We start from the raw sequence: 19542 nt of genomic DNA, 5'->3' as shown, positions 1-19542 counted from the left end.
TGCGGTCAGTCCTTGAGCTCGCAGAGCACGGCGCCGTTGGAGACGGTCTCACCGACGGTCGCGGTCAGGCCGGTGACGGTGCCGGCCTTGTGAGCCTTGATGGGCTGCTCCATCTTCATCGCCTCCAGGACGACCACGACGTCGCCCTCGGCGATCTCCTGACCCTCCTCGACCGCGATCTTGACGATCGTGCCCTGCATCGGGGCGGTCACGGCGTCACCTGAGGCAGCCGTGGTCGTGCCACCGCGCCGGGAACGCTTGGGTGCCTTCTTACGGGCACCAGCGGCGCCGGTGCCACCAAGCAGGGACAGGCCCGCAGGCAGCGACACCTCCATCCGCTGGCCTCCGACCTCCACGACCACCGTCTGGCGCTCGCCCTCCTCCGCGTCCGGACCCTCGGCCACGGGGCCGGAGTAGGGCTCGATCTGGTTGTCGAAGTCGGTCTCGATCCAGCGGGTGTGCACGCTGAACGCCTCGTCCGGATCTTCCGGGGCGAAGGCAGGGTCATCGACAACGGCACGGTGGAAGGGGGTCACCGTCGGCATACCGTCCACCACGAGCTCGGCCAGCGCCCGGCGCGCCCGCTGCAGCGCTTCCTGGCGGGTCTTGCCGGTGATGATCAGTTTGGCTACGAGGGAGTCGAAGGCGCCCGCGATGGTGTCGCCCTGCTCCACCCCGGCGTCCCAACGCACTCCCGGGCCGTGCGGCACCACGAGCCTGGACACGGTGCCGGGTGCGGGCAGGAAGCCCCGCCCGGCGTCTTCGCCGTTGATCCGGAACTCGATCGAGTGGGCGTGCGGGGGCGGGTCGGGATAGTCCAGTCGTTCGCCGTCCGCGACGCGGAACTGTTCGCGGACCAGATCGATGCCAGTGACCTCCTCAGAGACCGGGTGCTCGACCTGGAGCCGGGTGTTGACCTCCAGGAAAGAGATGCTGCCGTCCGGTGCGATCAGGAACTCGCAGGTCCCGGCGTTGACATAGCCGGCCAGCCGCAGGATCTCCTTGCTGGCTCGCACCAACTCGTCGTGCTGCTCCTGCGACAGGAAGGGAGCGGGCGCCTCCTCGACGAGCTTCTGGTTGCGGCGCTGCAGCGAGCAGTCGCGCGTGGAGATCACGACCACGTTGCCATGCTGGTCGGCGATGCACTGCGTCTCCACGTGCCGAGGGTGGTCCAGGAAACGCTCGACGAAGCATTCGCCGCGACCGAAGGCCGTGACCGCTTCGCGCACCGCCGACTCGTAGAGCTCGGGAATCTCCTCCAGGGTGCGGGCGACCTTCAAACCGCGCCCGCCGCCGCCATAGGCCGCCTTGATCGCGACCGGCAACCCGTGCTCCTGGGCGAAGGTGACGACCTCGTCCGGACCCTCGACCGGCTCTTTGGTGCCGGGCACCAGCGGAGCGTTGGCCTGCAGCGCGATGTGCCGGGCCTTGACCTTGTCGCCCAGGGCGTCGATCGCGTCAGGTCCAGGACCGATCCAGATCAGTCCGGCGTCGAGGACGGCGCGCGCGAAGGAGGCGTTTTCGGCGAGGAATCCGTAGCCGGGGTGGACTGCGTCGGCGCCTGCCTGGCGCGCGATGTCCAGCAGCTTCTCCTGCACGAGGTAGGAGTCGGCGGGCGTCGATCCACCCAAGGCGTAGGCCTCGTCGGCGATCTTCACGTGCAGGGCGTCGCGGTCGGGCTCGGCATAGACCGCGACGGAGGTCAGGCCTGCGTCCTTGCAGGCTCGGGCGACGCGCACCGCGATCTCGCCACGGTTGGCTATGAGGACCTTACTGATCGGCATGGCGCCAACCCTAGACCCAGCGGTATGACGAGGCGCGTCACTGGGGGCCGCTCGCCTCGCGCGTCGCTGCGGTCAGGCCCGCCAGATCCTGCGTGCAGCGCTGCTGCAGTTTGTCCAACTCTTGGAGGGAGTCCTCGATGTCGCGACGCCGCCCCTCCAGGTCGGCTCTGCGGTCATCGATCTGGCCGAGCAGATAGCGCAGCTGACCCGCTTCGCCGGGCTGGTCGTCATACATCCCCAGGATCGTCGCGATCTCCTCCAGCGGGAAACCGAGGCGACGCCCCCGCAGGATCAACGCGAGTCGCGTGCGCTCGCGGCGGTGGTAGAGGCGGCGCTGCCCCTCACGCTCGGGGGAGAGCAGGCCGAGATGCTCGTAATGACGGAGCGCGCGGTGCGTCACGTCGAAGTCGTCGGCCATCGCGGCGATGGTCCACGTGGTGTCGTTTTCGGTCACGGTTGTCCTAACGTCAAGTGGTCTTCGACCATCGTGCTTGACCTTGACGGACGCGTCAAGGTCAAGCACGATGGGCCTGTGTTCGAACTCAGCCAGGACCATGAGGACTTCCGTCGCGTCGTGCGCGACTTCGCCGAGCAGGAGATCGCTCCGCACGTGGCGGCCTGGGACCGCGATGCCCACTTTCCTACCGAGCTGGTCCCGCAGATGGGAGAGCTTGGCCTGTTCGGCCTCAACGCTCCCGAGGAGTTCGGCGGCGCCGGGCTCGAGGAGGGCGGCTTCTCCTACCTCTGCCTGGCGATCGAGGAGCTGGGCCGGATCGACCAGTCGATCGGCATCACGCTCTCGGCCGGGGTGGGGCTGGGCATCAACCCCATCCTCTCCTTCGGCACCCAGGAACAGAAGGAACGCTTCCTGCCCGACCTCGTCGCTGGCCGTGCGCTCGCCGGCTTTGGCCTGACCGAGCCCGAGGCGGGCTCGGACGCCGGCGCCACCAAGACCCGGGCCAGGCTCGAGGACGGCGAGTGGGTCCTGCACGGCGCCAAGGCCTTCATCACCAACTCCGGCACCGACCTCACGTCGGTCGTCACGGTCACGGCCAGGACCGGCGAGAGCGATGGCAAGGCGGAGATCAGCGCGATCATGGTCCCGACCGGCACCGAGGGCTTCGTCGTGGAGCCGCCCTACCGCAAGCTGGGATGGCACATCTCCGACACCCACGGGCTCACCTTCGAGGCTGCTCGCGTGCCCGAGGGCAACCTGCTCGGCGAGCGGGGGCAGGGTTTCAAGCAGTTCCTCAAGACCCTCGATGACGGCCGCATCGCGATCTCGGCGCTCGCCGTCGGCTGCGCCCAGCGCATGCTCGAAGAGGCGACGGACTACAGCAAGACCCGGATCGCCTTCGGTCGTCCGATCGGGGTCAACCAGGGCATCTCCTTCCAGGTCGCCGACCTGGCGGTGATGGTCGAGGCCGCGCGGGTGCTCACCTACAAGGCTGCCTGGCTCAACGACGAGCGCGAGGCCGGTCGACGCAGCGTCGCCGAGGTCAAGCAGGCCGCCGCGATCGCCAAGCTCTACTCCACCGAAGCCGCCGTCACCGCCACCCGCATCGCCACCCAGGTCTTCGGCGGCAACGGCTTCATGGAGGAATACCCCGTCGCGCGATTCTTCCGCGACGCCAAGATCCTGGAGATCGGCGAGGGCACCTCGGAGGTGCAGCGCATGGTCATCGCCCGAGGCCTCGGACTGCCCTCCTGACCGGCACACGGCTCGGGTCTGCGAGGTGAGAGGGTGAGCGGTATGTCGATGGGCAGCTCTGGCACCAACCCGCACCCCGACCCCCGGGTCGCCGACCTGCGGGAGCGGCTGCGCACGGCATACCAGGCCTCCGCGGAGCCGACCGCGCGCGGCAAGGCCAAACTCAACGACCAGGGCAAGCTCTACGTCCGCGACCGCATCGCGTTGCTCTTTGACGAGGGAAGCTTCGTCGAGGACGGGCGCTATGCCAACTCTACCGCCGGCAACCTGCCCGCCGACGGTGTCGTGACGGGCCGCGGCGAGGTGGACGGGCGGGCCGCGATCGTGGTCGCCAACGATCCCACCGTCAAGGCGGGCTCCTGGGGCGCTCGGACGGTGGAGAAGATCATCCGGGCCACCGAGGCCGCACTGCGCGAAGAACTGCCCATCTTCTGGTTCGTCGACTCTGCCGGCGCGCGGATCACCGACCAGGTCGACCTCTTCCCTGGGCGCCGTGGCGCCGGTCGCATCTTCCACAACCAGGTCGCGCTGTCCGGCAAGGTCCCGCAGATCTGCTGCCTGTTCGGGCCGTCCGCGGCAGGTGGCGCCTACATCCCTAGCTTCACCGACCTGCTGATCATGGTCGAGGGCAACGCCTCGATGTATCTGGGTAGCCCTCGGATGGCCGAGATGGTCGTGGGGGAGAAGGTGTCCCTGGAAGAGATGGGGGGCGCGAGGATGCACTGCACGGTCTCCGGCGTGGGTGACCTGCTGGCCGCGGACGACACTGAGGCGATCGAGCTGGCCCGCCACTACTTCTCCTACCTGCCCGAGAGCTGGCGAGCACCGCTGCCGGTCTATCAGGGCGAGGAGCCGCAGACCCCGCTCACCGGAGCCACGGTGCCCGAGAGTGAGTCGGTGCCCTTCGACGTGCACGAGGTCATCGAGGGCGTGGTCGACGCCGACAGCTTCTTCGAGATCAAGCCGTTGTTCGCCGCCGAGCTGGTGATCGGGCTGGGCCGGATCGACGGCCAGACGGTCGGCATCCTGGCCAACAACTCAGCCGTCAAGGGTGGGGTGCTCTTCACCGACTCCGCCGACAAGGCGACACGCTTCATCTGGCTGTGCGACGCCTACGGCATCCCCCTGCTCTACCTGGCCGACGTCCCCGGCTTCATGATCGGCTCCGAGGTCGAGCGTGGCGGCATCATCCGGCACGGGGCCAAGATGGTCTCGGCGGTCTCCGAGGCGACCGTCCCGCAGTTGTGCGTGGTGGTCCGCAAGGCCTACGGCGCCGGGCTCTATGCGATGGGGGGCCCCGGCTTCGGTCCGGAGGCGACGATCGCGCTGCCGACCGCCCGGATCGCGGTGATGGGACCCGAAGCCGCCGTCAACGCGGTCTACGCCAACAAGATCGCCCAGATCGAGGACCTGCAGGAGCGGGCGGCGTATGTGGAGGCGCGTCGCGCGGAGTATCTGGAGGATGTCGATCTGGAGCGTCTGGCTGCCGACCTGGTCATTGATGCCATCACCGAGCCCGAGGACCTGCGCAAAGAGGTGATCAAGCGGCTGCGCTACGCCGCGCGCCGCGACCGCCACTTCTCCACCCGGCACCGCTCCATCCCCCCGGTCTGACCCCGCGACGGTCCGCGTCAGCCGCCCCGGCGCAGCGGCCCCAACAGGTAGGCCAGTCCGAGCCGACGGGCGACGTGCCGCAGCGGGCGCGCCAGGCTGGCACCCACCGCGATGCCGAGCGAGAGAGCGATCACGACGAGAGTGACCTCGCCGACGGCACCCGCGGCCGCCACGGGTGCGACATCAGCCTGCGCGACCGAGACGAGTCCCAGAGAGCCTGGCACCAGCAGCCAGAAGCTCGGCTGGAAGACCACGACCCGCGGCAGCGCCGGTCGAAGAAATTCCACCAGGGTCGCGGCGAGACTGGCCACGAAGGCACCGAGGAAAGCCCCCGCCCACCGGCTGTCCAGCCCGGTGGTGCCCAGCGTCTGCGCCAGATAGGTCGCCAGGACGCTCACCAGCACCCACGGCAGCAGGCGTAGGGGCAGCGACTCGAGCAACGAGATGGCCACGGTCACGACCACGATGCCCAGCAGTGGTGCCCACCAGCCCAGGTCGACGGGGCGGGTGGGGTCGAGCTGGTCCAGCGGCACCCTCAGCAGGGCAGCGGCGGCCCCGACGCCGAGGGCGAAGAGCAGCATCTGCACTGTGCCGTGCGCCAGTCGCGCGGTGCCGGCCACCATGGCGCCCGCGCCGAGCTCGATCAGGCCGGTGACGATCGTTGCGCCGGGGAGGATGACCGCGATGGGGGCGACCAGCGTCCACAGCGGTGACTCGATGAGCCCGAGCCGAGCGGCGCCGAACGCCGCCACCGAGGTCGCGAAAGCGGCGAAGAGGGGCATCAGCAGTCGGATCGTGGAGCTGGCGCCGGCGAGGCGGAGCAGCAGGACGGTGACGGGGGACAGGAAGGCGGCGAAGAGCACCGACGGCCAGGCGGGTGTCAGGATGAGGCCGATCCCCACGCCGGAGAGCACTCCGCCGGCGAACAGGCCGGGCAGCGCATAGCGGTGCGGGTCGGCACGCAGCGTGGCCAGTCGTGCCAGCGCCTGCTCGGGACCGATGCTGCCGACGCGCAACCGCGCCTGCAGCGCGGCGACCTCCGCCAGCTGGTCCAGCCGCAGACCGCCTTCGACCCGTTCCGAGGTCGAGGGCCGACCGGCCGAGAGCGTGATCGTCACTGCGGTCGGCAGCGCACCCACCTGGGCGTGGGGATGCCCCAGAGCGCGCGCGACCTCCTGGACGTCTTCCTCGACCTCGTTGGTCGGCATACCTCCGGCGAGCAGGCCCGCGCCGAGCCAGGCCAGCAGCCGGCGGTCGCGGTCTTCGATGGAGGGCACTCCCCGATTGTCGCGTGTCCCCGGCAGGGCATGGGGAGGCACCCGTGGCAACGGTGCTGAGCGTGGGAGAATCGGCCGCGTGAGCGCACCGACCGTCCCCAACGTCCTGGCCACCCGCTACGCCGGGGCCGACCTGGCCGTGATCTGGTCACCGGAGCACAAAGTGGTGCTCGAGCGCCAGTTGTGGATCGCGGTCCTCAAGGCCCAGAAGGACCTTGGTGTCGAGGTCCCGGACGGGGTCATCGAGGCCTACCAGGACGTGGTCGACCAGGTCGACCTGGTCAGCATCGGGGCCCGGGAGCGGGTGACCAGGCACGACGTCAAGGCGCGGATCGAGGAGTTCTCGGCGCTGGCCGGCCATGAGCACATCCACAAGGGCATGACCAGCCGCGACCTGACCGAAAACGTCGAGCAGCTGCAGATCCTCCTCAGCCTGCGTCTCGTGCGCGGCCGCGCGATCGCCACCCTGGCCAGGCTGGCGCGGTTGGCGGCGGAGCACGAGTCCACCGTCATGGCCGGACGGTCCCACAATGTGGCTGCCCAGGCGACGACGCTCGGCAAACGGTTCGCCACGGTCGCTGATGAGATGCTCAGCGGCCTGCAGCGCCTCGATGAGCTGATCGCCCGCTATCCCCTCCGGGGCATCAAAGGCCCGATGGGCACGTCGCAGGACATGCTCGACTTGCTCGATGGCGATGCGTCCAGGCTGGCGGAGCTGGAGCAACGGGTTGCCAGCCACCTAGGGTTCGGGCACGTGCTCACCAGCGTGGGTCAGGTCTACCCTCGCAGCCTCGACTTTGACGTGGTCAGCGCGCTCGTGCAGCTCAGCGCCGGACCCTCCAACCTGGCCACGACGATCCGGCTGATGGCGGGCCTGGAGCTAGTGACCGAGGGCTTCAAGGAGGGCCAGGTCGGTTCCTCCGCCATGCCGCACAAGATGAACACCCGGTCGTGCGAGCGCGTCAACGGCTTGGCGGTCGTGCTGCGTGGCTATCTTTCGATGGTCAGCGAGCTGGCCGGTGACCAGTGGAACGAGGGGGACGTCAGCTGCTCGGTCGTGCGGCGGATCGCCCTCCCGGATGCCTTCTTCGCCATCGACGGGCTGTTCCAGACCTTCCTCACCGTGCTCGACGAGTTTGGGGCCTTCCCGGCGGTGATCCAGCGTGAGCTAGATCGTTACCTGCCCTTCCTGACCACGACGAAGGTCCTCATGACGGCGGTCCGCAACGGGGTCGGCCGCGAGGAGGCGCATGAGGCGATCAAGGAGCACGCAGTCGCAGTGGCGCTCGGGATGCGTCAGGGCCTGGCGACCAACGACCTCTACGACCGACTGGCTGCGGACCCGCGGCTTGGCCTGACGCGGGGCCAGATCGATGCGCTCGTCGCGGAGCCGATCGAGTTCACCGGCGCCGCTGCCGCCCAGGTCAGCAGGGTGGTGGCGCGGGTCGAGGAGCTCGCCGAGGCCAACCCGCAGGCAGCGGCCTACGACCCAGGCGAGATCCTCTGAGCCCGGGCTAGGAGCCGAGGTGCTCGCTCCACCAGTCGAGGATGTGCTCGAAGCGCGCCACGCGATGTCTGGGCTGCCCCGCGCGGCTGAGCTCGTGCCCCTCCCCGGGGAAGACGAGCAGCCGTGTCGGCACGTTGTTGCGCTTGAGGCGGGCGAAGAGGCGCTGGCCCTGCTCCAGCGGGCACCGGAAGTCTCGCTCGCTGTGGATGATCATGGTCGGGGTCGTGATGTTGTCCGCCCAGGTCAGCGGTGACTGCTCGACCTGATAGGCGCCGGAGTACTCCTCGCCGAAGAACCACCCGATGTCACTGGTGCCAGCGAAGGAGTCCCAGGCGTTGACCGCGCGCTCGCTGATCGCGGCCGTGAACCGGTCGCTGTGCCCGACGAGCCAGGTCGTCATCAACCCGCCGTAGGAGCCGCCCTGCACCCCCACCCGATCCTCGTCCAGGTCCGGCGCGGCGAGCGCGTGGTCCAGCAGTGCCGTCAGGTCTGCCACGTCGACGGTCCCGACGGCGTCCTTCAGCACCCGGCCGTGCGTCGCGCCATACCCAGAGCCGCCGCGCGGGTTGCCCATGACCACCGCGTAGCCCGCCCCCGCCAGCACCTGCGCCTCGTCGAAGAGGTTGCCGGAGTATTGCGTGTAAGGGCCACCATGGATCATCAGGACGACCGGGTGGCCAGCCTTCCTGCGCGGCGTGGATGACGGGCGGAACAGCCAGCCGTGGACGGGGTAGCCATCAGCGGCCGTCGTGTCCAGCTCCTCGGGCTGGATCGGTGCAGCGGTCCCCGTGAGGTGGCGGCCAAAGTCGGTGCGCTGGGTGAGGGGGCCGGTGACAGGGCCGACGAAGAGCTCGGAGTATGAGGCGCGGGTGTCGGCCACCGCGACGACCACGTCCGCGGCGGCAGCCAGCGCAGAGACGCTGACATTGCCCTCGAGCAGGACCGTGTCCCCAGGCAAGCTCCGCACCACCGTGTCGCCACGGTGCTCGAACGCCGCGATGACCGTGTCGTCGGCGAGCAGGGCCGGTGCGCAGGCGAGGTGGTCGGTCTCGGCGTCGGTGAGGGGGGTGGCGCGGTCGAGGCGACGTAGGACCGGGTTGCGCGCGACGAAGTCCTGCTTGCTCGGCCCGAGGTCACCTGCACCGTAAACGATGTCGCCGCTGCTTGTGACGTCCATGCTGCCCACCGAGCTGGTGCCGTCGGTGTGGCGTCGGAAGCTCTTGCCGCGCAGGTCGACGGAGCAGACGTCGCTGACGAGGGTGTCGGGCCGCCACGTCCCGCGCGCGTTGCGGGCGGAGATGAAGGCGACGCGTCGTCCGCCGTCGATGAAGCGGGGCTGGTCGTCGTCGCCGTTGCCCGTCGTCAGCTGGAGGCTCGCTGGCAGCTCGTCGGCAGAGGCGTCGTCGTCGCTGGGCAACATCGACACGTCGACCACCCACAGCTTGGCCGGACGGTCCAGGACATAGCCGAGACCGTCTGACAGGTAGGCGCTGTGCTCGATCAGCCTGGGCGCCTCCGCGTCGGGCTTGATGTCCTTGTCGGTCCCGTAGCGGCCCGCCTCGGGGACGCGAGCGACATACGCGATCTTGTCGCCGTCCTTGGACCAGGAGGGTTGGGAGACGCCGAGCGGTTGGTCGGTGAGCTTGCGGGGCTCACCCCCATCGGCAGGTATGACGTGCAGCTGGGGTGGTCCGTCCTTGCTGCCGCGGAGGAAGGCCAGGTGGGTGCCGCCGGGGGAGTAGACGGGTGAACTGTCGTAGGTGCTGCGCGTCAGGCGCACCGGCGTGGCGTCCTTGTCCCGAAGGTCGAGTCGCCACAGGCTGCTGCGGTAGCGGTTGTCCTCCACATCAGGCCGGCTGACCGCAAAGACGACGTCGTTGCCGTCTGGCCGGACGGTCGGGGAGGAAAGGGTGCGGATCATGGTCAGGTCGCGTGGCTGCACCCCACGACTGTAATGCGGCGATGATGGAGGCGGTCCCGGCGCACCCGCAGCTGGGCCGGAGAGGCGGAGATGACGATCACCGAGCGTGACCTGGAGCTGCTGACGCGGTGTGTCGACCTGGCAGAGCAGGCGGTCGAGCGCGGCGATGAACCTTTCGGGTCACTGCTGCTGAGCGCGGAGGGCGAGGTGCTCTTCGAGGATCACAACCACGTTGCCGGTGGGGATCCCACCCAGCACCCGGAGATTGCGATCGCCTACTGGGCGGTCGAGCACCTCACCGTCCAGGAGCGCGCCGCCTCGACCGTTTACACCTCCGGCGAGCACTGCCCGATGTGTGCCGGGGCCCACGGGTGGGTAGGTCTGGGACGCATCGTCATCGCCTCATCCTCCGAGCAGCTCGGCGGGTGGTTGCAGGAGCTCGGCGTCGAGCCTGGCCCCGTCTTGGGGTTGCCGATCCAGCGTGTGGTGCCTTCCGCCGTCGTCGATGGTCCCGTCCCAGAATTGTCGGAGCGGATCCGAGGGCTGCACGGGCGCTTCCACCGATGAGGCCGGCGCACCGGCTCGCCACCTGGGCGAGGGAACAGTGCCCGGCGGCCCGTTGAGCCGGTCCGCGTGGGACGATGCAGACGTTGAAGGGTAGGTGTGTCCACATGGACTGTGCAGCGCTGCTCCGGGAGTCTCGCTCAAGCATCGTCGACGAGAGCTACACCGTCGTCGACCGTTCACACATCCAGCACTACAAGGCTGCGGGTGAGATGCTCCCTCGGGAGCGGCTCGAGGGCCTGTTTGACCTCGTGGTCGACGCCATCGGCAACCGCGACCTCTCAGGGGTGAGCGCCTACGCCGAGGCTGTTGCAGAGGAGCGCTTCAGCGAGGGGTTCGACATCAGTGAGGTGCAGGCAGCGTTCAACGCGCTCGAGGCGTCAATGTGGCGCCAGGTCGTCGCGTCGGCTAAGCCTGAGGAACTCGCGGAGGCGACCGGGTTGCTCAACACCGTGCTCGGCTTCGGCAAAGACGTCCTGGCACGGGCCTACGTGTCGCTGGCCTCCCAGCACCGCGTGCGCTCGCTCGACCTCACGGAGATGTTTGCCGGGACTCAGTCCGGCCTCGAGGCTGAGCAGGTGGAGTAGGCGGTCGCCCCCTCAGGCGAACCTCCGTCTGGGTCCTGTGCGCTCAGTCGACAGAAGCACGAGGCGTTGATCGGCACATCGGCGCGAGCCTTGGCAATGTCGAGTTGTTGCTCGATGATGGCTGCTTGTTCGTGCCGCCCGAGCTGCACGAGGCACTCGTGGTAACCGTGCAGGCTCCAGACGTTGCCGGGATGCTGACACGCGCGGGCCAGGGTGCGGTCCAGGCCAAGGTCAGCACGGTAGACGGCCTCGGCCTCCTCGAGCCGTCCCTGCTCCAGCAGCAGCGCGCCATAGGCATGACGGGTGGGCTGCATCCAGGCCCACGGCTCGTCGTAGGGGAGAGTGTCGTCGAGCTCGATAGAGTGACGCAGGTGCGCGAACGCCGCGTCGTAGTTGCCCCTGCGGTACTCCAACTCCCCGTCGAGCATCGCAGCGGCGACCTGAAGGATGTCGCGGCAGGTGTTGTTGAAGACGGTGCGCGATTCGGGGACCCGCTCCACTGCGGTCAGAAACAGCGCCCGCTCGCGCTCTGCCTGCGGAATCTGCCCGGTGGCGGCGTGGGCTACGCCCTTGGCGTAGTGCAGCATCGCGGTGGTCACGCAATAGAGATCGGGGTCGTCAGGCAGTGGCGCGTTGATGATGTCCTGCCACCGACCGAAGCGGATCTGGGCGTGCAACTTCATCGGGAGGAAGCCCTCGAGCCAGTCCGCCATCGGCGGGACGTCCACTCGGAGCAGGCTCTCAGGGATCATCGCGATGAGCTGGTCGGCCGTCTCTAGGGCCACCGCGGACTGGCCCAGGAACATGGCGCCGTAGATCTTGAAGTGGTAGTTGTGAGCTCGATACAGGCTGTAGAAGTTCATCGGCCCTTCGCGCTCAAGGAACTTCTCGTCCGCCGCGATTGCGTCCGAGTTGGTTTCCACGACGCTGCGGTAGTCCCCGCACAGGATGTCGATGTGGGTCGGCATGTGCCGGAGGTGACCCGCATCGGGCACGAGGTGACGAAGGAGATCGCCGACGCGGATAGCCAGTTCGGGCCGAGGGGACATCTCCATGAGGTGGATGTACATGTGCAGCACGCCCGGATGCTCCCGACTGGCAGTCGCCTCAAGAGCCCGGTCCAGGACGTCCTTGGCTTCGGCCGTGCTCGCTCCGTCAGCCGGCTCACCGGTGCCCTGGTCCCACAACGCCCACGGCGTCAGGTTCATCAGCGCGTCCGCGAAGAGCGTCGCCACGTCCAGGTCGTCGGGATAGTCGTGATAGACCCTGCGCATCGCGTCGGCGTATTCGGCGTTCCACTCCGAACAGTCCTCCGCGGGCGTGCCGGAGGGGTACCGGGCGCTGAGCGCCTCCGCCAGGGCACTCTCCACGCCGGACCCGAGCGAGCTCCTCTTGAGTGCCTCTTGGGACGCTGTGAAAGCGCTCGACACGGTGGCGGCGAGGTCGACCGAGTCGAAGGACTCCCACGGCTTGTTGTAGTTCGGACCCAGTGCGTAGGCGAGCCCCCAGTGGGCCATCACGCAGTCCGGGTCGGTGGCGAGGGCCCGCTCAAAGCAACGCACTGCCTCTTCGTGGTTGAACGCGTACGTCCACACGAGGCCGCGGTCGAACCAGCGTTGTGCCTCGGCTGAGGCGTTGGTGACCTTCCGGCCGTAACTGCCCAGGTCGTAGTAGGTCTTCATGCCAGCGCTCATCCCGTCCACTCACGTCTGAGGTGTGCTGGATCGTGGAGGTGGCTGCTCGGAGCGGGCTACGGCCCGTCGCCAACGACCAGTCATCGACACCCTGATTCCGTAGGAGACTACCCTCTCGCCTCTCCCGCAGTGGCCTGGCCTCCGCGATGGCTACGCGGGGACGACGTCGGCCGCGGTGACCGCCCATGCAGGCCTCGCGCGACGAACCATCCACCTACGCTTGCCCACGAAGGTGGACCGCCGCCGCCGACCCAGACTGACGACGTTGGGCGGCTAGCGCCTTTCCCAGGTCACCCACGCGAGGACGTCACCGTCGCCGGGCAGGCGGGCGACCTCTGCCCATACCTCCGGGTCGATCGGCGGGAACCGGGTCGAGCCGGCCGGGCCCAGGTCCACCTCGGTGATGATCAACCGGTGCGCGTGGTCGATCGTTTGGGCAAAGATCTGTCCGCCGCCGACGATAAAGACCTCACCGTCACCGGCGATCAGCAAGGCCTCACGCAGCGAGCGCGCGCTCTGCGCGCCGGGCGCCGACCAGTCCGGTTGTCGGGTGACCACGATCGTGCGCCGCCCCGGAAGCGCGCGTCCGATCGAGTCCCAGGTGCCGCGGCCCATGACCATGACCCCACCCATCGTGGTGGCCTTGAAGAATTTCAGGTCCTGCGGCAGATGCCAGGGCATCGACGACCCGTCGCCGATCACGCCGTTGCGGCCGACCGCCGCGACCAAGGTCAGGTGCTGGGCAAAACCCATCGCCTGGACTGCTGGGGTCTGGCCGGAGGCGATCGCCTCCAGCGCGGCCCGCTCGTGGGGCACCAGCCTCTCCGGGAGAGTGTCGAGGGGCCACCACTGCAGGTCACCGGCCTTCTCCGGCTCGAGGATGGACGGATCACCCCTCCATCGGGTCGCGGTGAGGAAGACGTCCACTCGCTCCTCCAGGTCATCAGGTATGACGCAGCGCCGGGTCGTGGTCACGGCCAGGGTGAGGTCGGTCGGGTCGAGCTCGACACCGAGCTCTTCTGCCGCCTCGCGACCGGCAGCCTCCAGCAGCGTCTCGCCGCGCTCGACGTGGCCGGCGGCGCCGCAGGCCCACCAGCCGTCCATGAAGGTGGTGCCTCGCCGCAGCTGGAGGAGGACCTCAGCCCCTGCAGGTAGCCCGTCCGGTCCGGGGGGTTGGCGATGGTGCGCAGCAGGACGACATACACAGCGGGGATGACTGCGAAGCGGGCGTGGGTCATACCGCGATCGGCGCCTTGATCGAGGGGGCGGCGACATAGTCACGGACCTCGACGTCTTCCAGGTCGAAGGCGTCGATCTCGCGGACCTGCGGGTTGAGCCAGAGCGTCGGCAACGGCCCCGGGGTGCGCCGCAGCTGCTCGTGAGTCTGGTCGAGGTGGTTCAGGTAGAGGTGGGCGTCGCCGAAAGTGTGGACGAAATCCTTGGCCCGCAGGTCAGTGACGTGGGCGACCATGTGCGTGAGCAGGGCATAGCTGGCGATATTAAAAGGGACACCGAGGAAGGTGTCCGCACTGCGCTGATAGAGCTGGCAGGACAACCAGCCCCTCTGGTCCTCGTCCTCCGGCGCGGCGGGTGCGACATAGAACTGGAAGAGCGTGTGGCACGGCGGCAGGGCCATCGCGTCGACGTCGGCGACGTTCCAGGCCGAGACGATGTGGCGGCGTGAGTCGGGGTTGGACCGGATCGAGGCGATGACCTTGCTGATCTGGTCGATGTGCCCCCCGTCCGGCGTCGGCCAGGAGCGCCACTGGTGGCCATAGACCGGGCCGAGGTCGCCGTGCTCGTCGGCCCATTCGTCCCAGATCGAGATCCTGCGCTCCTGCAGCCAGCGCACGTTGGTGTCGCCGCGCAGAAACCACAGCAACTCACCGATCACGGAGCGCAGGTGCACCCGCTTGGTCGTCAACACCGGAAAACCTTGCGTCAGGTCGAAACGGAGCTGGTGGCCGAAGACGGACAGCGTGCCGGTGCCGGTGCGGTCCCCCTTCTGCACGCCCTCGTCCAGGATGCGCTGCAGGAGATCGAGGTATTGCCGCATGCCCGCAGCCTAACGGTGGCAGACGCGCTGCAGGCGGCCCCAGCGTTGCCCGGCCCGCGGATACGCTGGCTTCATGAGCCATCCGCACCCCGAGCTGACTGCCCCCGGACCGCTGAAGGAGGGCGGTGTGCGCATCACCCCGCTCGGGGGGCTGGGCGAGATCGGCCGCAACATGGCCGTCATTGAGCACCAGGGCAAGCTTCTCGTCATCGACTGCGGCGTCCTCTTCCCCGAGGAGCACCACCCTGGAGTGGACCTCATCCTGCCGGACTTCACCCCGATCCAGGACCGGCTCGACGACATCGTCGCCGTGGTTCTGACCCACGGACACGAGGACCACATCGGTGCGGTGCCCTACCTGCTCCGCCTCAAGGACGACATACCTCTGGTCGGCAGCCAGCTGACGCTCGCGCTGATCGAGGCCAAGCTCAAGGAGCACCGGATCAAGCCGCTCACCCTGGGCGTGCGCGAGGGTGACCGGGAGCAGCTCGGCCCGTTCGACTGTGAGTTCGTCGCGGTCAACCACTCGATCCCGGACGCGTTGGCGGTCTTCGTGCGGACCAGCGCCGGCACCATCCTGCACACCGGCGACTTCAAGATGGACCAGATCCCGCTGGACGGGCGGATCACCGACCTGCGCGCTTTCGCACGGATGGGGGAGGAGGGCGTCGACCTCTTCATGGTCGACTCGACCAACGCCGACGTGCCGGGTTTCACTACCCCCGAGCAGCAGATCAGCCCCGCCATCGAGCGCGTCTTTCACCACGCTCAGCGGCGCATCATCGTGGCGTGCTTCTCCTCGCACGTGCACCGCGTGCAGCAAGTTCTGGACGCTGCGGAGAAGTCGGGCCGCAAGGTCGCGATGGTCGGCCGCTCGATGCTGCGCAACATGGGGATCGCCGCAGAACTGGGCTATCTGCGTGTCCCTGACCGGGTGCTCGTCGACCTGGGTCGGCTCACGCAGATGCCCGACGACCAGCAGGTCCTCATCTGCACCGGCTCGCAGGGGGAGCCGATGGCGGCGCTGTCGCGGATGGCCAACGGCGACCACAGGATCAACGTCGGTGAGGGCGACACCGTGCTCATGGCCTCCTCGCTCATCCCCGGCAACGAGAACGCCGTCTATCGCGTCATCAACGGACTCACCCGGCTCGGCGCCAACGTCGTGCACAAGGGCAACGCGCTGGTCCACGTCTCGGGTCACGCCGCTGCTGGGGAGCTCCTCTATTGCTACAACATCATCAAGCCCGGCAACGTCATGCCGGTCCATGGCGAGTGGCGCCACCTGGTGGCCAACGGAGATCTCGCGGTGCAGACCGGGGTGCCGCGGGACCGGGTCATCCTGGCCGAGGACGGCGTCGTGGTCGACCTGATCGACGGGGTCGCTCGGATCGCCGGGAAGGTCGACTGCGGCTATGTGTATGTGGACGGCTCGCTGGTCGGCGCCGCCGATGAGGACATGCTCAAGGACCGGCGGATCCTGCGGGATGAAGGTTTCGTGACGATCATCGTGGTCCGCGACTCCAACACCGGTGCTATCGCCGCGGGGCCGATCATCCAGACGCGAGGGTTCGCCAACGGCGAAGAGGTCTTCGAGCCGGTGCGGCAGAAGGTGGTCGAGGCGCTCCAGGAGGCGCAGCACAACGGTGTCAAAGACACCCACCAGTTGCAGCAGGTCATCCGGCGGACCGTGGGACCCTTCGTGGGGAGCAAGCTGCGGCGTCGGCCGATGATCATCCCGATCGTCATCGACGCCTGAGGGCCGCAGGGTGACCTAGCCGCGCAGTCGGTCGTGGCTGCGGGCGCGGTGCAGCTCGCGAGTGGGTGGTCGAGTTCGTGGGCCGTGGGCGTGTGAAACGTGTGACGCACGTGGCCATTGGTACGGTGCGAGGGTGGCCAGATCTGTGTCTTCCTCCAGCCGTCCGCGCAGCAGCGCCCCGCGCGGCGGCTCCTCGACGTCCGCGAGGACTTCTTCGACTCGCGCCGCAGCGTCGAGCACGGGGGCCAGACGCGCGCCCGCGCGGGCTCCCCGAGCGACTGGCACACGGGGTGGCTCCCTCCCCGTCAAGGCCTATCGAGGGATCGCCGGTGCGACTGGTGGCACCGTCCGCGCGATGAGTGACGCCGCCCGCGACCTGGAGCCGGAGCACCGCCGCGACGGGGCCGGATTCGTTTTCCTCGTGCTCGCTATCGTCGTCGCCCTGCGTGAATGGTGGCACCTGGACGGTCTCTTCGGCGACGCCGTTCACGCGGTCGTCGCCGGCACCTTCGGCCGAGTAGCCCTGATCCTGCCGGTGGTCTTCCTCTTCTTCGCGCTGCGCATGTTCCGTAAGCCGAGCGAGAGTCAAGCGACGCACCGGATGTCGATCGGCACCGCCGCGCTGTTGCTCGCTTCGGCCGGCATCACCCACCTGGTCCACGGGGCTCCTGACTACGCAGAGGGTGCCCGGGTGATGGAGGCCTCCGGTGGCGTGCTCGGCTTCATCGCCTCTTCGATGCTGTCCGCCGCGATCACCGCCACCGGCGCGGCCATCGTCCTGTCCCTCCTGGGACTCTTCGGGTTCCTCGTGCTGACCCGCACGCCGGTGCACCGGATCCCGGACCGGGTGCGCGAGGTCGAGCAGCAGCTCTTCGACTCGGCCCGCTTCGACGAGGTGGACCCCGCGACCGGTGAGGTGCTGCCTCGCCGGCGTCGCTCCCGTGCCGATCTGAGCGAGCACGAAGGCGACGTCGCCTTCGATCAGGCCGCCGTCGTGGAAAAGGGCAAGGGCGGGCGCTCCCTGCGTGCCTCCTCTGCTGCCGCCCGCAGGCGGACGGAGGCCGAGCCCCCTGGCGTGGACGCCGACGAGGCGACTCCCAAGACGGGCCGTGTAGGGGGCAAGAAGCCGACCATGGCAGCCGGGGACGATGCCACGCAGGAGATCCCCGCACTGCGGCCCGGGCAGAAGCGTCCCGACCCGGCAGCCAAGGCCAAGCCCACGTCGGACGCCGCTAAGGCCCTCCCCGCACCCCCCGTTACCCAGCTTCCCCAGCGGGTCGAGCAGCTCCAGCTCGCTGGCGACGTCACCTATATCCTGCCGGACTCCGGGCTTCTCAAGGCCGGCGCGCCTCATAAGGAGCGTTCGGAGGCCAACGACCGGGTCGTCGAGGCCCTCACCGGCGTGCTCGAGGACTTCAACGTCGACGCGCAGGTCACTGGTTTCATGCGCGGCCCGACAGTCACCCGCTACGAAGTCGAGCTGGGCCCCGGCGTCAAGGTGGAGCGGATCACCGCGCTGTCCAAGAACATCGCCTACTCGGTGGCCTCCGCGGACGTCCGCATCCTCTCCCCGATCCCCGGCAAGTCCGCCGTCGGGGTCGAGATCCCCAACGCCGACCGGGAGAACGTCAACCTCGGTGACGTGCTGCGCAGCCAGGTCGCTCGCAACAACACCCATCCGATGGTGATGGGCGTCGGCAAGGACGTGGAGGGTGGCTACGTCATCGCCAACCTGGCCAAGATGCCGCACCTGCTCGTTGCTGGCGCCACCGGCTCGGGCAAGTCGAGTTTCGTCAACTCGATGATCACCTCGATCCTCATGCGCTCCACCCCGGACGAGGTCCGGATGATCCTCGTCGACCCCAAGCGGGTCGAGCTGACCGCCTATGAGGGCATCCCGCACCTGATCACGCCGATCATCACCAACCCCAAGAAGGCCGCGGAGGCCCTGGCCTGGGTGGTCAAGGAGATGGATCAGCGCTACGACGACCTTTCGGCTTTCGGTTACAAGCACATCGATGACTTCAACAAGGCGATTCGCTCCGGCAAGATCGCCCCGCCAGCTGGCTCGGAGCGCATCCTCACGCCCTACCCCTACCTGCTCGTCGTCGTCGACGAGCTCGCTGACCTGATGATGGTCGCGCCGCGCGACGTCGAGGAGTCGGTGGTCCGGATCACGCAGTTGGCACGAGCGGCCGGCATCCACCTGGTGCTGGCCACCCAGCGGCCCTCGGTCGACGTCGTCACTGGCCTGATCAAGGCCAACGTCCCCAGCCGGATGGCGTTCGCGACGTCCTCCCTGGCCGACAGCCGCGTCGTCCTCGACCAACCCGGCGCCGAGAAACTGATCGGCCAGGGCGACGCTCTTTTCCTGCCGATGGGTGCGTCCAAGACAATGCGTGTCCAGGGCGCCTGGGTGGCGGAGTCAGAGATCCACGACGTGGTCAAGCACGTCAGCGGTCAGCTCAAGCCGAGGTATGTCGAAGAAGTCGCCGCAGCGCCGGCCAAGAAGCAGATCGACGAAGACATCGGCGACGACCTCGACATCCTGCTGCAGGCCGCCGAGCAGGTCATCACGACGCAGTTCGGCTCCACCTCGATGTTGCAGCGCAAACTGCGCATCGGTTTCGCCAAGGCCGGGCGCCTCATGGATCTGATGGAGTCCCGTGGCATTGTCGGCCCGTCCGAGGGCTCCAAGGCCCGCGACGTGCTTGTCAAGACGGACGACCTCGCGGAGACGCTTGCGCTCCTGCAGGGCCACGAGCCTGCTCCTCATCCTGAGCCGGAGCACGTGCCGGAGCCCTTCGACGCCGACCCCAGCCAGGTGGTGGCCGAAGACGAGGCTGACGAGCCGGCCTTTGCCACCGAGCAGGACTATGCGGACGACCCCGGCAGTGAGTTTGCAGGCGTGTCGGTGGCTCCGGTTGGGGGCAACTCGCGTTACGACAACGACCCCATCTCGGGCAGCTACGTCGAGGAGGAGGAGGAGCCCGAGTCCGAGGACGCCTGGGACCTCACCGGCCACGAGCGCTATTGAGCCAGCCCTCCAGATCCCGGGCCGGCGAGCG

14 protein-coding genes are annotated in these 19542 nt (G+C 68.5%); 7 read left to right on the top strand and 7 right to left on the bottom strand.

Features of this window, described 5'->3' with window-relative positions; genetic code table 11:
* Positions 1-5 precede the first annotated feature (5 nt).
* The gene (locus tag Q4P07_RS04590; RefSeq protein ID WP_303373721.1) at positions 6-1784 is read right to left on the bottom strand and encodes a biotin carboxylase N-terminal domain-containing protein; all 1779 of its coding nucleotides are present in this window, start codon (positions 1782-1784) and stop codon (positions 6-8) included.
* Between the two features lie 37 nt (positions 1785-1821).
* Positions 1822-2238: a MerR family DNA-binding transcriptional regulator gene (locus tag Q4P07_RS04585; RefSeq protein ID WP_303373720.1), complete on the bottom strand. Its 417-nt coding sequence runs from the start codon at positions 2236-2238 to the stop codon at positions 1822-1824.
* A 78-nt stretch (positions 2239-2316) separates the two neighbouring features.
* Between Q4P07_RS04585 and Q4P07_RS04580 the strand changes: the two genes are divergently transcribed.
* Together Q4P07_RS04580 and Q4P07_RS04575 are read left to right on the top strand one after the other, a co-directional pair.
* Positions 2317-3495, top strand: a complete 1179-nt coding sequence (locus tag Q4P07_RS04580; RefSeq protein WP_303373719.1) for an acyl-CoA dehydrogenase family protein — start codon at positions 2317-2319, stop codon at positions 3493-3495.
* 42 nt (positions 3496-3537) lie between these two features.
* Positions 3538-5109, top strand: coding sequence for an acyl-CoA carboxylase subunit beta (locus Q4P07_RS04575; protein ID WP_303373718.1), 1572 nt, complete (start codon positions 3538-3540; stop codon positions 5107-5109).
* Between the two features lie 17 nt (positions 5110-5126).
* On the opposite strand, the gene Q4P07_RS04570 is transcribed toward Q4P07_RS04575, so the two are convergent.
* A complete protein-coding gene (locus tag Q4P07_RS04570) occupies positions 5127-6386 on the bottom strand; it encodes a threonine/serine exporter ThrE family protein (RefSeq protein ID WP_303373717.1) in 1260 nt (419 codons plus the stop codon).
* 79 nt (positions 6387-6465) lie between these two features.
* On the opposite strand from Q4P07_RS04570, the gene purB reads away from it, so the two are divergent.
* Positions 6466-7893 (top strand): adenylosuccinate lyase, encoded by a 1428-nt coding sequence (gene purB, locus Q4P07_RS04565; protein WP_303373716.1) that lies wholly within the window; start codon positions 6466-6468, stop codon positions 7891-7893.
* Positions 7894-7900: 7 nt separating this feature from the next.
* Here the strand turns inward: purB and Q4P07_RS04560 are convergent, their stop codons facing one another.
* Positions 7901-9835: a S9 family peptidase gene (locus Q4P07_RS04560; RefSeq protein WP_303373715.1), complete on the bottom strand. Its 1935-nt coding sequence runs from the start codon at positions 9833-9835 to the stop codon at positions 7901-7903.
* 69 nt (positions 9836-9904) lie between these two features.
* On the opposite strand from Q4P07_RS04560, the gene Q4P07_RS04555 reads away from it, so the two are divergent.
* The gene (locus Q4P07_RS04555; protein WP_303373714.1) at positions 9905-10381 is read left to right on the top strand and encodes a nucleoside deaminase; all 477 of its coding nucleotides are present in this window, start codon (positions 9905-9907) and stop codon (positions 10379-10381) included.
* A gap of 104 nt (positions 10382-10485) precedes the next feature.
* Positions 10486-10965, top strand: a complete 480-nt coding sequence (locus Q4P07_RS04550; protein WP_303373713.1) for a hypothetical protein — start codon at positions 10486-10488, stop codon at positions 10963-10965.
* On the opposite strand, the gene Q4P07_RS04545 is transcribed toward Q4P07_RS04550, so the two are convergent.
* The 3 genes from Q4P07_RS04545 to Q4P07_RS04535 form a co-directional block, all read right to left on the bottom strand.
* Positions 10932-12659 carry a tetratricopeptide repeat protein gene (locus Q4P07_RS04545; RefSeq protein ID WP_303373712.1) on the bottom strand — a complete coding sequence of 576 codons (1728 nt, stop codon included), beginning with the start codon at positions 12657-12659 and terminating at the stop codon, positions 10932-10934. The genes Q4P07_RS04550 and Q4P07_RS04545 overlap by 34 nt on opposite strands.
* A 273-nt stretch (positions 12660-12932) precedes the next feature.
* Entirely contained in the window at positions 12933-13934 is a 1002-nt protein-coding gene (locus tag Q4P07_RS04540; RefSeq protein WP_303373711.1) for a dihydrofolate reductase, read from the bottom strand.
* The gene (locus tag Q4P07_RS04535; protein WP_303373710.1) at positions 13894-14715 is read right to left on the bottom strand and encodes a thymidylate synthase; all 822 of its coding nucleotides are present in this window, start codon (positions 14713-14715) and stop codon (positions 13894-13896) included. The genes Q4P07_RS04540 and Q4P07_RS04535 overlap by 41 nt, the downstream gene beginning before the upstream one ends.
* Positions 14716-14788: 73 nt before the next feature.
* Between Q4P07_RS04535 and Q4P07_RS04530 the strand changes: the two genes are divergently transcribed.
* Complete coding sequence (locus tag Q4P07_RS04530; RefSeq protein WP_303373709.1) at positions 14789-16474, top strand: ribonuclease J; 1686 nt, start codon at positions 14789-14791, stop codon at positions 16472-16474.
* A gap of 355 nt (positions 16475-16829) precedes the next feature.
* Positions 16830-19511: a DNA translocase FtsK gene (locus Q4P07_RS04525; RefSeq protein WP_303373708.1), complete on the top strand. Its 2682-nt coding sequence runs from the start codon at positions 16830-16832 to the stop codon at positions 19509-19511.
* Positions 19512-19542: the final 31 nt, after the last annotated feature.

This window comes from Ornithinimicrobium sp., assembly GCF_030537745.1.
Taxonomy (GTDB): Bacteria; Actinomycetota; Actinomycetes; order Actinomycetales; family Dermatophilaceae; genus Ornithinicoccus.
This window is presented reverse-complemented; position numbering and strand designations above follow the sequence as displayed.